The sequence below is a fragment of the Kitasatospora sp. NBC_01287 genome (assembly GCF_026340565.1).
In the GTDB taxonomy this organism is placed as follows: Bacteria; Actinomycetota; Actinomycetes; order Streptomycetales; family Streptomycetaceae; genus Kitasatospora.
Genome location: NZ_JAPEPB010000001.1, coordinates 3,118,900 through 3,132,587 on the forward strand (window position 1 = coordinate 3,118,900; position 13,688 = coordinate 3,132,587).

General features: G+C 70.3%; 12 protein-coding genes and 1 rRNA gene. 3 read left to right on the forward strand and 10 right to left on the reverse strand.

Annotation, left to right across the window (positions count from 1 at the left end; translation table 11 throughout):
* Positions 1-141 precede the first annotated feature (141 nt).
* The 4 genes from OG455_RS13035 to OG455_RS13050 form a co-directional block, all read right to left on the reverse strand.
* Positions 142-1,663: ribosomal RNA gene (locus OG455_RS13035) — 16S ribosomal RNA — on the reverse strand.
* 541 nt (positions 1,664-2,204) lie between these two features.
* Entirely contained in the window at positions 2,205-3,047 is an 843-nt protein-coding gene (locus OG455_RS13040) for a DUF3710 domain-containing protein (protein ID WP_266293275.1), read from the reverse strand.
* Between the two features lie 104 nt (positions 3,048-3,151).
* On the reverse strand, positions 3,152-3,619 hold the full coding sequence (gene dut / locus OG455_RS13045) for a dUTP diphosphatase (RefSeq protein ID WP_266293277.1): 468 nt from the start codon (positions 3,617-3,619) through the stop codon (positions 3,152-3,154).
* On the reverse strand, positions 3,616-4,158 hold the full coding sequence (locus OG455_RS13050; protein ID WP_266300754.1) for a PaaI family thioesterase: 543 nt from the start codon (positions 4,156-4,158) through the stop codon (positions 3,616-3,618). The genes dut and OG455_RS13050 overlap by 4 nt, the downstream gene beginning before the upstream one ends.
* 210 nt (positions 4,159-4,368) lie before the next feature.
* Here OG455_RS13050 and OG455_RS13055 point away from each other — a divergent pair, with 210 nt between their 5' ends.
* Positions 4,369-4,815 (forward strand): DUF3093 domain-containing protein, encoded by a 447-nt coding sequence (locus OG455_RS13055; protein ID WP_266293279.1) that lies wholly within the window; start codon positions 4,369-4,371, stop codon positions 4,813-4,815.
* A 241-nt stretch (positions 4,816-5,056) separates the two neighbouring features.
* Here OG455_RS13055 and OG455_RS13060 read toward each other — a convergent pair whose 3' ends face one another.
* The 4 genes from OG455_RS13060 to OG455_RS13075 all read right to left on the reverse strand — a co-directional run bounded on the left by OG455_RS13060 (position 5,057) and on the right by OG455_RS13075 (position 9,253).
* A complete protein-coding gene (locus OG455_RS13060; RefSeq protein ID WP_266293281.1) occupies positions 5,057-5,353 on the reverse strand; it encodes a DUF4193 domain-containing protein in 297 nt (98 codons plus the stop codon).
* Positions 5,354-5,987: 634 nt separating this feature from the next.
* On the reverse strand, positions 5,988-6,980 hold the full coding sequence (locus OG455_RS13065; protein WP_266293283.1) for an acyl-ACP desaturase: 993 nt from the start codon (positions 6,978-6,980) through the stop codon (positions 5,988-5,990).
* A 246-nt stretch (positions 6,981-7,226) separates the two neighbouring features.
* On the reverse strand, positions 7,227-8,564 hold the full coding sequence (locus OG455_RS13070; protein ID WP_266293285.1) for a cell wall metabolism sensor histidine kinase WalK: 1,338 nt from the start codon (positions 8,562-8,564) through the stop codon (positions 7,227-7,229).
* A gap of 35 nt (positions 8,565-8,599) precedes the next feature.
* Positions 8,600-9,253, reverse strand: coding sequence for a response regulator transcription factor (locus tag OG455_RS13075; protein WP_266293287.1), 654 nt, complete (start codon positions 9,251-9,253; stop codon positions 8,600-8,602).
* Between the two features lie 473 nt (positions 9,254-9,726).
* Here OG455_RS13075 and OG455_RS13080 point away from each other — a divergent pair, with 473 nt between their 5' ends.
* Entirely contained in the window at positions 9,727-9,909 is a 183-nt protein-coding gene (locus tag OG455_RS13080; RefSeq protein WP_266293289.1) for a hypothetical protein, read from the forward strand.
* 183 nt (positions 9,910-10,092) lie between these two features.
* Here the strand turns inward: OG455_RS13080 and OG455_RS13085 are convergent, their stop codons facing one another.
* Both OG455_RS13085 and OG455_RS13090 read right to left on the reverse strand, forming a co-directional pair.
* On the reverse strand, positions 10,093-10,881 hold the full coding sequence (locus OG455_RS13085) for an inositol monophosphatase family protein (RefSeq protein ID WP_266300755.1): 789 nt from the start codon (positions 10,879-10,881) through the stop codon (positions 10,093-10,095).
* A 182-nt stretch (positions 10,882-11,063) separates the two neighbouring features.
* Positions 11,064-12,212, reverse strand: a complete 1,149-nt coding sequence (locus OG455_RS13090) for a ferrochelatase (protein WP_266293291.1) — start codon at positions 12,210-12,212, stop codon at positions 11,064-11,066.
* 167 nt (positions 12,213-12,379) lie between these two features.
* Here OG455_RS13090 and OG455_RS13095 point away from each other — a divergent pair, with 167 nt between their 5' ends.
* Positions 12,380-13,621, forward strand: coding sequence for an MFS transporter (locus OG455_RS13095; RefSeq protein ID WP_266293293.1), 1,242 nt, complete (start codon positions 12,380-12,382; stop codon positions 13,619-13,621).
* Positions 13,622-13,688 lie beyond the last annotated feature (67 nt).

Genomic DNA, 13,688 nt, shown 5'->3' on the forward strand with positions numbered 1-13,688 from the left:
CCGACACACCAGACTCACAGTTACGCTTTCCACGCCGAAGCAGTACTCACGAACCATCACCCAGTGTGCCGAATAGTCAACGTTCCACCCATGAGCAACCAATCCGAGGCATTCGCTCGGATCTGGCCATGTGCTCCTTAGAAAGGAGGTGATCCAGCCGCACCTTCCGGTACGGCTACCTTGTTACGACTTCGTCCCAATCGCTGGTCCCACCTTCGACGGCTCCCTCCCAAGGGTTAGGCCACCGGCTTCGGGTGTTACCGACTTTCGTGACGTGACGGGCGGTGTGTACAAGGCCCGGGAACGTATTCACCGCAGCATGCTGATCTGCGATTACTAGCAACTCCAACTTCATGGGGTCGAGTTGCAGACCCCAATCCGAACTGAGGCCGGCTTTTTGGGATTCGCTCCACCTCACGGTATCGCAGCCCTTTGTACCGACCATTGTAGCACGTGTGCAGCCCAAGACATAAGGGGCATGATGATTTGACGTCGTCCCCACCTTCCTCCGAGTTGACCCCGGCAGTCTCCTGTGAGTCCCCATCACCCCGAAAGGCATGCTGGCAACACAGAACAAGGGTTGCGCTCGTTGCGGGACTTAACCCAACATCTCACGACACGAGCTGACGACAACCATGCACCACCTGTATACCGACCACAAGGGGGCGCCCATCTCTGGACGTTTCCGGCATATGTCAAGCCTTGGTAAGGTTCTTCGCGTTGCGTCGAATTAAGCCACATGCTCCGCTGCTTGTGCGGGCCCCCGTCAATTCCTTTGAGTTTTAGCCTTGCGGCCGTACTCCCCAGGCGGGGAACTTAATGCGTTAGCTGCGGCACCGACGACGTGGAATGTCGCCAACACCTAGTTCCCAACGTTTACGGCGTGGACTACCAGGGTATCTAATCCTGTTCGCTCCCCACGCTTTCGCTCCTCAGCGTCAGTAATGGCCCAGAGATCCGCCTTCGCCACCGGTGTTCCTCCTGATATCTGCGCATTTCACCGCTACACCAGGAATTCCGATCTCCCCTACCACACTCTAGCCTGCCCGTATCGAATGCAGACCCGGGGTTAAGCCCCGGGCTTTCACATCCGACGCGACAGGCCGCCTACGAGCTCTTTACGCCCAATAATTCCGGACAACGCTCGCACCCTACGTATTACCGCGGCTGCTGGCACGTAGTTAGCCGGTGCTTCTTCTGCAGGTACCGTCACTTGCGCTTCTTCCCTGCTGAAAGAGGTTTACAACCCGAAGGCCGTCATCCCTCACGCGGCGTCGCTGCATCAGGCTTTCGCCCATTGTGCAATATTCCCCACTGCTGCCTCCCGTAGGAGTCTGGGCCGTGTCTCAGTCCCAGTGTGGCCGGTCGCCCTCTCAGGCCGGCTACCCGTCGTCGCCTTGGTAGGCCATTACCCCACCAACAAGCTGATAGGCCGCGGGCTCATCCTGCACCGCCGGAGCTTTACACCAACCCCCATGCGGAGGAAGGTCATATCCGGTATTAGACCCCGTTTCCAGGGCTTGTCCCAGAGTGCAGGGCAGATTGCCCACGTGTTACTCACCCGTTCGCCACTGATCCACCCCGAAGGGCTTCACCGTTCGACTTGCATGTGTTAAGCACGCCGCCAGCGTTCGTCCTGAGCCAGGATCAAACTCTCCGTGAATGATTACCCGTAATCGGGTTCACACCCGCGTTGAGCGGCACGACAACCACCGGAATAGGGCGGCCCCGTGCACTGCGTCCTCGCTGTGTCTTACTTCAAAAGGAATCTCCAACCCCCACCAAACGGTGAAGGCCGGGGATGTCAACATATCTGGCGTTGACTTTTGGCACGCTGTTGAGTTCTCAAGGAACGGACACTTCCTTCAAGCCGCTCTCGCAAGCTCTCCGGGCATTCGTTTCAGTGTTACTGCGTTCTGTCTTTCGTGTTTCCAGCTTATCAGAAGTTTTCCGTTCCGTTTCCGGCTCCGGATTTCATTCCGATTTGCTTTCGCCTTTCGGCGCTCCCGAACTCTAGCAGAGTTTTTCGGCCCGTTTTCCCCGCCCGAACTGAATTCGAAGCGGAGCCGCGCGGCCTGCGGGGCAACTCGGAGAACATTACGCACCGGCCCATCGGGAGTCAAACCGGCCCCGGACAGCGATGCTGTCCGGGGCCGGAAGAGGCGCCGAGGCCCTCATCGGGCCAGGTCAGGCGGAGGATCGCGTCAGCGGACCTCGGTGATCTCCGGGCCACGGGCGAACGGGCTGAGGGTCGCGTCACCGAACCGCGGGGCCTCGCCCTCGGCAGCGCCGACGCCACCGTCCGCGACCATCTGGGCGTCCTCGGGGAGCTTGAGCACGATCGGGTCGCGCGGCGCCATCGGGACCTCGCCGCGGACCACCACGGTCTGCCGGAAGACCTGCTCCAGCACCTCGGCCGACTCGGGCTGAACGGCGGCCTGGCCGGAGATGACACCGCGCAGGAACCAGCGCGGGCCGTCGCAGCCGACGAAGCGGACCAGCTGCACACCCTGCGCGCCGTCCGGCAGCTGCACCGGGACCTGCGCCCGCAGGTGCCAGCCGAGGTTGCCCTCCTCGACCTCGACCAGACCGCCCTGCGAGCGGATGCCGTCCGCGATCTCGTCGCGGACCTCGCTCCAGATGCCCTCGGACTTGGGCGCCGCGAAAGCCTGCAGCTGGATGGCGCTGTTGCCCAGGACCAGGGTCGCGGCCACGATCGCGTCGCCGGCAACCTCGACCCGCAGCTCCATGCCCTCCACGCCGGGGATCAGCAGACCACCCAGGTCGACCCGCCCCTCGGTGGGGCTTTCGAGCTCGGAGAAGTCCCAGGGGCCGTCCGGACGCGGGGCCGGCGGCAGGCCGACGCGGTCCGCCGGATCCTCCTCCGTCTCCTCGACGGCCTCCTCGTCGACCTCATCGACGTCGGTCAGCGGCTCGCTCTCGGAGTCGGCGGAACCTTCGACGTCATCGGCCGTCTCGTCGGCGCTGATGGCGTCCTCGGCGAGCTGCTCGACAGCGTCCTCGCTCTTCTGGCGACGACGGAACACGGTCACTGTCCTTCCCGGTCCAAGACCGATGCGAATTCCTGCTCGTACCTTCGGCGGCTTGCCTCCGGCGACCCGCGCGGAACAGGTCGGCGGGCGGCGGCATGTTAAACCGCCGCGTGGCCACCGGTCGACCCGAACCCACCCTCGGCACGTGCGGACCCGGGCAATTCGGCCACCTCGTGGAAGCGGGCCTTCTCGACCTGCTGGATCACCAGCTGGGCGATCCGGTCCCCACGTCGGAAGCTGACCCGCTCGCGCGGGTCCAGGTTGACGACGATCACCTTGATCTCACCACGGTACCCGGCATCGACCGTCCCTGGGGCGTTCACGAGCGCAACTCCGCAACGAGCTGCCAGCCCTGAACGCGGGTGGACGAACGCGGCGTAGCCGTCCGGCAACGCGATGGCGACACCGGTCGGGATCACGGTGCGCTCGCCCGGTTCGAGGTCGGCGTCGACGGCTGCGCACAGATCCGCGCCGGCGTCGCCGGGCTGGGCGTAGCCGGGCAGCGGCAGCTCGGGGTCCAGTCGTCGGATCAGGACGTCGACCGGCGGACGGGCGGAGGAACTCACGGATTCACCTCGAAGGCTCTGGCACGCTTGAACAGGTCAGGGTCGTCGAGGGCAGCCTTGATGTCCTCGGGACGACCGTGCGTGGTGAAGTGTTCCAGTTTCACCTGAACGAAGAGAGCGGCCGCCCTTATCGCCACCGGTCCTGCGGGTCCGCCGATCCGGCCCTCGGCCGCGCAGTAGAGCTTGCGCCCGTGCACACCGGTGGCCCAGGCGCGGATGTGCAGCAGCGCGTCGACCGGGACCGGGCGGACGAAGTCGGTCTCCAGTCGGCCGGTGACCGAGGCGGTGTGCAGGATCCAGTTGAGCGAGCCCAGGGTCTCGTCCATGGCGGTGGTCAGGATGCCGCCGTGGGCCAGTCCCGGGCCACCCTGGTGCACCGACTTGACGGTGAACTCGGCGGTGACGTCGACCCCGTCGCCGGCTCGGACGTCCAGCTGCAATCCGCTGGTCTGCTGCGGACCGCAGCCGAAGCAGTGCACGTAGTGCGAACCGAGCGGGGTGCCGGGCGCGGGCGCCTCGGGATGGCGGACAGGCTGCACCGAGCCGGCAGGCGGGGTGGTCGGCGTACTGGTCGGCGCGGCGGATCGAGGGTGCTGCTCGGCGGGCCCGGTACTGTCCTGCGGGGCCGGTCTGGGGGCGGTGGGTCCAGTCACAGCGCCGACCCTACCCGTGGGTAGCCGTCCGGGCGCCAGTCGATTCCACCCATCGGAACGGGGGCTCGTGCCTGGCTTTCAGAAAGGACGCCCACAATGGGGGGCATGTACGACGAACGCCTCACCGCGCCCCGCTCCTGGTGGCTGCTGCCGGTCGGTGCCGGCCTGTCGATCGGCCTTGTCCTGCTGAAGTTCGGCTCGGTGCCCGGGCTGATCGGCCTGGTCGTGGGGCTGGTGGCCGCCGCCATCGGGCTGAGCTCCTACGGCTCGGCCCGGATCCGGGTCGTGCAGGGCTCGCTGGTGGCCGGGCAGGCCCGGATCCCACTGACCGCACTGGGCGAGGCCCGGCCGCTGGACGCCGCGGAGGCGGTGGCCTGGCGTTCGGTGAAGGCCGACCCGCGGGCCTTCATGCTGCTGCGCAGCTACGTGCCGACCGCACTGCGGGTGGAGATCACCGATCCGGACGACCCCACGCCATACCTCTACCTCTCCACCCGCGACCCGCGGGCGCTGGCCGCAGCGATCGGTGCGGCCCAGGCCTGACGAGGCGGCGGCCGGCCCCGGTCGCGCACCGGCACCGCAACGCGGAGCACCGCGACGAGGAAATGGCGAAGGGACGGTCCGCTACGACGGACCGTCCCTTCGCCATTACTCGTGTGCGACCGCCGGATCGGCCGCGCCATCAGCCGTCGGGGCGGTGACCAGCTCCGACGGGGCGCCGTGCCGCGCCGACGGTGGACCGCCATGGGGCGGACGCCGGACGCGGACCGAAGCCGCCCGATGCTCAGGCGCAGTCCCGGCAGTACGGCTGGCCGCTCTTCTCGCCGGCGAGCTGACTGCGGTGGTGCACCAGGAAGCAGCTCACACAGGTGAACTCGTCGGCCTGGCGCGGCAGCACGCGGACGGACAGCTCCTCGTTGGAGAGGTCCGCCCCGGGCAGCTCGAGGCTCTCGCCGGAATCGTCGAAGTCGACGTCGACCGAAGGCGCCGACTTCTCGTTCCGACGAGCCTTGAGCTCCTCGATGCTGTCCTCGTTGATGTCGTCGTCGGTCTTGCGCGGGGTGTCGTAGTCCGTTGCCATGTTTCGCTCTCCCCCTCTGGGTGTGTGCGGTATCTCCAGCGCACGTAACGCATGAGGGGCCGGTCTTGTGCCCGACCCGAGGCCGAGATTGTGCCTTACTTCAAGCCCTGTTACTCAATCGACACTCATCGGCGGGCTCGACCAGGTGATCGAAGCCACCTTCGAGGGGCTTGCGGACAGTGTCCACCGATCGTCGGCAGATGCCCGCTGTCGAATACGGATGGTGATGGTACGCCTCGTCGACCCCTTGCGCCAGGCCGCCTCGACCCAGGTGGGAGAGCGAGTTCCGTCGAGCGCCGGCGGAAGCCCGGCCGCCGGATCCGGCTACGGTCAGCGAGGATCGATTCGGCTCGAATGATCACTCTGCGAGATCATCCGAACGAGTGCGCCCAGGTGATGTGACCTTGGTCACGTCGGGTCACCATTCGGACGAAACCATCGAAAACGTCCCACCATCTCAAGCCTCGGTACGACCCGACCTGGCGCTGCGGGGCTTTCCTCGCCGAAACCGCAGCGGCCCGGCGGGGCCTGTCGGGCCGCCCTGCCGAGGCATCCGAGCGCAGGGCGCGGCGTGCCGGTCGGCCCGACCGGGCGGCGCGCCTGGGCAGGCCGACCGGGCGGCGCGGCCGAGCCGTCAGCTCGCTGCGGCGGCGGCCTTGCGCTCCGCGTTGGCGGCACGACGGGCCAGCAGGGCGGCCTGGCGGTCGTCGAAGCGGGTGGCCTGGGTGTCCAGCCCGTCCAGGAAGAGACCGAGCTCCTGCTGGGCCTGCAGGCCCGCGGGGCCGAGCCCGCCGATCTCCATCACCTTCAGGTGGCGCAGCACCGGCTGGAGGACGTCGTCGTGGTGGATCCGCAGGTTGTAGATGCCGCCGATGGCGATCTGCGCCGCCGCGCGCTCGAAGCCGGGCATCCCGTGGCCGGGCATCCGGAAGTCGGTCACCACGTCGCGGACGGCCTGCATCGCCAGGTCGGGGGCGATCTCCAGCGCGGCCTTCAGCAGGTTCCGGTAGAAGACCATGTGCAGGTTCTCGTCGTTGGCGATCTTCGCCAGCAGCTGCTCGCAGAGCGGGTCGCCGGCGAAGTGGCCGGTGTTGCGGTGCGAGATCCGGGTGGCGAGCTCCTGGAAGGCCACGTAGGCGACCGACTGCAGCATGCTGTGCGCGTTGTCGGACGCGAACCCGGCCGACATGTGTTCCATCCGGGCCCGCTCCAGGGCCACCGGGTCGACCGCGCGAGTGGTCAGCAGGTAGTCGCGCAGCGCTATCCCGTGCCGGCCCTCCTCGGCCGTCCAGCGGTGCACCCAGGTCCCCCAGGCGCCCTCACGACCGAACATGGTGGCGATCTCGTGGTGGTAGCTGGGGAGGTTGTCCTCGGTCAGCAGGTTGACCACCAGCGAGATCCGGCCGAGCGGGGTCACTTTGGAGTGGGACAGCTCCCAGGCCTCGCCGCCGAGCGGGCCGTCGAAGTCCCGGCCCTGGCTCCACGGGACGAACTCGTGCGGCATCCACTCCTTGGCGACCTTCAGGTGGCGGTTCAACTCGGTCTCGACCACCTCTTCCAGGGCGAGGATCAGCCGGGCATCGGTCCAAGCGGCCGAACCGGTGCGCTGGGCGGGTGCGATGGTCACGACGGTGGCTCCTGAGGGCGGGAACGTTCGGAACGTACGGACGCGTCACTTACGGATGCGTAGGTTACGCCACCGTAAGTTGTTCAGGGGGGATATGACAAGCGCCCTGGTCCGTCCCTTCGTGCAGGTGAAGGGCGCACCAGGGCGCTCGGCCGGTTCTGTTCGCGGCCGGACCACGGCCGGACCACAGTGGGGCCACAGCGGGGCCGGGGCGGGCACGCGGACGGCCTCGCGGACCGGACCGGCTCAGGCGCCGGGAATTCGTACCCGGATCGTCAGCCCGCCGCCCGGGCGGGCCACCGCTTCGATGGACCCGCCGTGCGCGCGGACCACCGAGCGGACGATCGACAGCCCCAGGCCGACCCCCTTGTCGCTGCGGGTCCGGTCGGCCCCCTTGACCCGGCGGAACGGCTCGAAGATGTGCTCCAGCTCGTATCCCGGGACCACCGGCCCGGTGTTGCTCACCGCCAGCTCCCCCAGGCCGCCCGGGCCGGGCGTGGTGGTGATCTCCACCCAGCCGTCGGGCAGGTTGTAGCGCACCGCGTTCTGCAGCAGGTTGAGCGCGATCCGCTCCAGCAGCACGCCGTTGCCCGAGACGGCGATCGGGTTGAGCTCGGAGCGGATCTCCACCTCGCGGTTGCCCGCCTCGGTCCTGGTCTGCTCGATGGCCCGGGAGGCCACCTCGGACAGTTCCACCGAGCGCCGATCGGTCAGCACGTTGTCACTGCGGGCCAGCAGCAGCAGGCCCTCGACCAGTTGCTCGCTGCGCTCGTTGGTGGCCAGCAGGGTCTTGCCCAGCTGCTGCAGATCGGGCGAGGCGGCCGGGTCGGCGAGTTGGACCTCCAGCAGCGTGCGGTTGATCGCCAGCGGGGTGCGCAGCTCGTGCGAGGCGTTGGCGACGAAACGGCGCTGCGAGTCGAAGGAGCGGTCCAACCGGTCGAGCATGTCGTCGAAGGTGTCGGCGAGCTCCTTGAGCTCGTCGTCTGGTCCCTCCAGCTCGATCCGCCGGTGCAGGTCGGAGCTGGCCACCTCGCGGGCGATGCGGGTGATCCGGCCCAGCGGGCGCAGCACCCGGCCGGCCATCGCGTAGCCGGCCGCGAAGGCGATCACGGCGAGTACGACGAGCACGGTCAGGGCCTTGCGCAGCAGGGTGTCCAGCTCGCTGTGCTGCCCGGCCAGCATCTGGTTCCGGAGGATCTGGTTGAACTGGTCACCGGTGACCTGCTGGTTGCCGACCCGCGCGATGACACCGGGGTCGATGCCGATCTGCGGCACCGGCGTCTCCTGGAAGGCGTTGCGCACCACGACGTACATCAGCATCAGCAGCAGCACCCCCGCCATCAGGAACATCCCGCCGTACAGCAGGGTGAGGCGGATCCGGATGGTCGGGCGGAACGGCAGCCAGCTCAGCCCCTCCTCGGGCTGGTAGGGGCCGGACTGCGCGGTGACCGGGCGGGAGGGCTGCTCCGCGCGCGGCGGTTGATCCGGGCGCGACGGCTGGTCCGCACGCGGCGGTTGGTCGGGCCGCGGCGGCACCGCGCGGGGACTGCCGGAGGGCCCGCCGGTGGTGGGCGGGGTGGTCATGGGTGGGATCCCTTGGGGTGGAGGGCGGGCGGGGGTCAGATCCGGTAGCCGGAACCGGGCACGGTGACGATGACGGCCGGGTCGCCGAGCTTGCGCCGCAGGGTCATCACGGTCACCCGCACCACGTTGGTGAAGGGGTCGGTGTGCTCGTCCCAGGCCTTCTCCAGCAGCTGCTCGGCGGAGACCACGGCCCCGCCGGCCCGCATCAGGACCTCCAGGACGGCGAACTCCTTGGGGGCCAGCTGGATCGAGCGGCCGTCGCGCAGCACCTCGCGGCGGCCGGGGTCGAGGGTGATCCCGGCCCGCTCCAGGACCGGCGGGAGCGGGACGGTGGCGCGTCGGCCCAGCGCGCGCACCCGGGCGACGAGTTCGCTGAAAGCGAACGGCTTGGGGAGGTAGTCGTCCGCGCCGATCTCCAGGCCCTCGACCCGGTCGCTGATGTCGCCGGAGGCGGTCAGCATGATCACCCGGGTGGCCAGGCCCTGTTCGACCACGCTGCGGCAGACGTCGTCACCGTGCACCAGCGGCAGGTCCCGGTCGAGCACCACGACGTCGTAGTCGTTGACCGCGATCCGCTGCAGGGCGGCCTCGCCGTCGTACACCACGTCGACGGCCATCGCCTCCCGGCGCAGGCCGGTGGCCACGGCTTCGGCGAGCAGCTGCTCGTCCTCGACGACAAGAACCCGCACAGCGGTTGTCCCTTCTCTGGGGCGCGCGCGGCGGGATCGGAGCGTCCCCGTACGCGGGCCTGCGACTCCGACGGTCCCTCCATCCTGCCCCCTGTCGGGGTAAAGCAGCGGTAAGGCGGTCCCCGCCCGACCTCGCCCGCCCCTCGGCGGGACCGCGCCCCGCACGCGGGTACGGCAACCGAATGTGACGGCGGCAACTTTCTCCGCGTTTCTGGCGACCCGAGGTTTCCCCGCCGCGTGGCTGGGGAGGACGAATGCACACCCGCGATGACGCCGTCAGGCGATCGCACCCACCCGCCGCGCGTTCATCCGCACCGGCTGGGGGATCGCAGGTCCCACGGAGCGGCCTCAAGGCCGTACCCGCCATCACCGGAGCCAGCCGACCGGTACCGGCGCAGCCGCTGGATCACCGCACCCTCCCGACCGGGGAACGCTCGACCGCGCACGTCCGACACCGTAAGGGGGTCTGCCGCATGGACGCCTTCACCGCCGGAATCCTGCAGCGTATAAGGAACACCGAGCAGGACCTGCACCGCGCACTCGAGTCCGGGGACGATTTCCTGGCCGAGGTCGAACAGTCCGAACTGGACGACCTGCGCCGGATCGCCACCGACCACGGCATCGATCCGGTCCTGGCACTGCCCCGCAGCGCCTGATCCCGGCACCCGCCGCCGCGTAAGCCACCTCCTCCGGCCGCCCGACCGGCCCCTGACAGCTGATCCTCCGATCCTCCGAGCGACTTCAAGAGCCCCGGCACCACCACGGCACCGGGGCTCTTCGCTGCCCGCCCCGGCGGACGGCAGGTCGGCCGGGGCGCCTGGGCCGGCTGGGCCGGCCGGTCAGTCGTGCCAGGCTCCCAGCTCCTCCAACCGGGCCTGCAGCGGTTCGAACAGGCCGGGCGGCGCGGCCACCACCAGCTCGCCGGAGGCGGGTCGGCCCACCCGCCCACCGGTCAGCGCGCCGGCCTCGCGGGCGATCAGGCCGCCGGCCGCCAGGTCCCACGGGGCCAGCCCGCGCTCGTAGTAGCCGTCCAGGCGGCCCGCCGCCACGTCACACAGGTCGACCGCGGCCGCGCCGCCGCGCCGGATGTCACGCACCTCGGGCATCAGCCGGTGCAGCACCTCGGCCTGGTGCACCCGGACCGACTGCACGTAGTTGAACCCGGTGGCGACCAGCGCCCGTCCCCAGGGCGGAGCCGGGCGGGCGACCAGCGGGCGGCCGTCGAGCCGGGCGCCGCGTCCCAGCACGGCCTGGAAGAGCTCGCCCCTGGCCGGCGCGAAGACCACCCCGACGACCGCCTCGCCGTGGTACTCGGCCGCCACGCTGACGCCCCAGTTCGGCAGGCCGTAGAGGTAGTTGACCGTCCCGTCGAGCGGGTCGACGACCCAGCGCACGCCGCTGCCCCCGGGCCGCTCGGTGCCCTCCTCGCCGAGGTAGCCGTCCTGCGGGCGGCGGCCGGCGATCAGTTCCACGATCAGCTTCTCGGAAGCCAGGTCCATTTCGGTGACCACGTCGACCGGACTGCTCTTGGTCGCCGCCACGCCGAGGTCGGCCGGGCGGCCGTCGCGCAGCAGGGCGCCGGCCTGCCGCGCGGCCTCCAGGGCGAGGACGAGCAGTTCGTCGAGCAGGGCGGCGTCGGGCCGGGGGGCGTCGGGCCGGGCGGCATCGCTCTGGGGCTGGGCAGGCTGGGGCTGGGCAGGCTCGGACACGGGGCTCCTTGTCGGCACGGCGGGCGAGGTCAGCGGGAGTCGTCGGGGTTCGGCGAGGTCTGCCGAACCGGCCGGGTCAGCGGTGCGGGCAGGGCCGGCGTTCAGGCCTCGGCCGCGGCCGAACGGGGCGCGCGCGGGTTGGGGCAGCAGTCGACGGCGCACACGTCATGGCTGGCGCCGAGCGCGCCCAGGGCGCAGCGCCGGGGGGCGAGGCCGCGCTCGGTGGCCGCCCGCTCCAGCAGCAGCTCGCGCACGGCGGCCGTGAAGCGCGGGTCGGCACCGACCGTGGCGGCCCTGGTAACCGGCAGGCCCAGCTCGGCAGCCTTGGCCACCGCCTCGGTGTCCAGGTCGTACTTGACCTCCATGTGGTCCGAGACGAACCCGATCGGGACCATCACCACGGCGGCGGCCCCCTGCTCCCGGCGCTCCGCCAGGTGGTCGCAGATGTCCGGCTCCAACCAGGGGATGTGCGGGGCGCCGCTGCGCGACTGGTAGACCAGCCGCCAGTCGCGCTCCGCGACGCCGGTGGCCTTGGCGACGGCGTCGGCGATGAGCCCGGCCGTCACCAGGTGCTGGGCGACGTAGGCGCCGCCGGGGGTGCCACGGGCCGGGTCGTCGGGGGCGCCGGAGCTCTCCGCCATCGCGGTCGGGATGGAGTGGGTGGTGAAGGCCAGCTCGGCACCGTCGCGCAGCTCGGCGGGCAGCTCGGCCAGCGCGCGCAGGGTGGCCTCGATCATCGGCTCGACGAAACCGGGGTGGTTGTAGAAGTGCCGCAGCTTGTCGACGGTGAGCTCCGGCAGGCCCTCCGCGGCCAGGGTGGCGAGCGCGTCGGCGAGGTTCTCCCGGTACTGGCGGCAGCCCGAGTAGCCCGCGTAGGCGCTGGTGGCCAGCACCGCGATCCGGCGGTGGCCGGCCTGGGCCATCTCCCGCAGGGTGTCCACCAGGTACGGGGCCCAGTTGCGGTTGCCCCAGTGGACCGGCAGCTCGAGACCGTGCGCCGCGAAGTCGGCGCGCAGCGCGGCGAGCAGCTCGCGGTTCTGCGCGTTGATCGGGCTGACCCCGTCGAACAGGAAGTAGTGCCGGCCGACCTCGACCAGGCGCTCCTTGGGGATGCCCCGGCCGCGGGTGACGTTCTCCAGGAACGGGACCACCTCCTCGGGTCCCTCGGGGCCGCCGAAGGAGAGCAGCAGCAGGGCGTCGTACGGGGCGGCCGAGGCCGGGCCGGACTCGGTGAGGGTGTCGTCGGGCATGGCTCCGATCCTGCCACTGCGTGGCGGGCGGCCCCGCGGGCAGGGCCGCGGCGGCCAAACCCGTTTTCATCCTTCCGCCAAGCTTCGTAAGCTGTCTTTACAAGCGATGTTCCTTACCGGGGCCCACCGCGGGCCCCTCCCCCGGACCTCCCCACCCCGGAGCCGCAGTGCTGTCCAGCTACCGCCAGATCTTCGACGCCCCCGGCAGCCTCGCCTTCTCGGCCACCGGCTTCGTCTCCCGCCTGCCGATCTCGATGACCGGTGTCGGCATCATCACGATGCTCTCCCAGCTGCGCGGCTCCTACGGGGTGGCCGGCGCGGTCTCGGCGGTGATGGCCCTGTCGGCGGCGGCGATCGGACCGCAGATCTCGCGCCTGGTGGACCGGCACGGGCAGCGCCGAATAGCCGTGCCCTGCACCGCCGTCACCACCGCCTCCACCGTCGCCCTGCTGCTCTGCGCCCGCTCGGGGGCCCCGGACTGGACGCTCTTCGTCTGTGCGATCGGCATGGGCACGATGGTGAGCACCGGCGCGCTGGTCCGGGCCCGCTGGGCGCACCTGTACCGCCGGGACACCACCAAGCTGCACACCGCCTACGCGCTGGAATCGGTGGTGGACGAGATCATCTTCATCGTCGGGCCGATCCTCTCGATCGGACTGGCGACCTCGCTCTTCCCGGAGGCCGGGGTCCTGCTGGCCGCGGTCTTCCTGGCCCTCGGGGTGCTGCTCTTCACCGCCCAGCGCGGCACCGAGCCGCCGGTGCACGAGCGGGGGCACGAGGCGCCGGGCTCGGCGATCCGCTCGCCCGGCCTGCGGGTGCTGATGCTGACCTTCATCGCCACCGGGGCGATCTTCGGCTCGGTCGAGGTGGTCACCGTGGGCTTCGCCCAGGCCCAGGGGCACAAGGCGGCCGCCAGCCTGGTGCTGGCCGTCTACGCCCTCGGTTCGGCGGTGGCCGGCACGGTCTTCGGCGCGCTGCGGCCGCGCGGCACGGCGGAGCGCCGGTTCCAGACGGGCGTCGGGGTGATGGCGGTGACCATGGTGCCGCTGGTGCTGGCGGCGCTCTGGTGCACCGGGCCGGTGGGGCTGGTGGCGGTGGGCGCGGCGCTCTTCGTCTCCGGGCTCTCGATCGCCCCGACCATGATCACCACGATGGGCCTGGTCGAGCGGCTGGTCCCGCCTGCGCAGCTGACCGAGGGCATGAGCTGGACCACCACCGGCCTGGCCCTCGGGGTGGCCGGCGGCTCCTGGGCGGCCGGCGTCCTGGTGGACGCGGCGGGTGCGGCGGCCGGCTACCGGGTGCCGCTGCTGGCGGCGGTCTTCGCCCTGCTGGTCGCGCTGATCGGCGGCCGCTGGCTGCGCCCGGCGAGCGGGGCCGACGCGCCGGAGCCGGTGTCGGCGGCACACTGACCTGGGGCGGCGCTCGGAGGCAGGGCCCGGGGGCAGCGCTCGGGCGCGCTGCTCAGGCGCACTGCTC

Excerpts from the sequence above, each read along its gene's own strand:
- OG455_RS13060 (WP_266293281.1), bottom strand. The coding sequence starts at position 5,353 with ATGGCAACGGACTACGACACCCCGCGCAAGACCGACGACGACATCAAC.
- OG455_RS13080 (WP_266293289.1), top strand. The coding sequence starts at position 9,727 with ATGGACGCCTTCACCGCCGGAATCCTGCAGCGTATAAGGAACACCGAG.
- OG455_RS13090 (WP_266293291.1), bottom strand. The coding sequence starts at position 12,212 with ATGCCCGACGACACCCTCACCGAGTCCGGCCCGGCCTCGGCCGCCCCG.
- OG455_RS13055 (WP_266293279.1), top strand. The coding sequence starts at position 4,369 with ATGGGGGGCATGTACGACGAACGCCTCACCGCGCCCCGCTCCTGGTGG.
- OG455_RS13070 (WP_266293285.1), bottom strand. The coding sequence starts at position 8,564 with ATGACCACCCCGCCCACCACCGGCGGGCCCTCCGGCAGTCCCCGCGCG.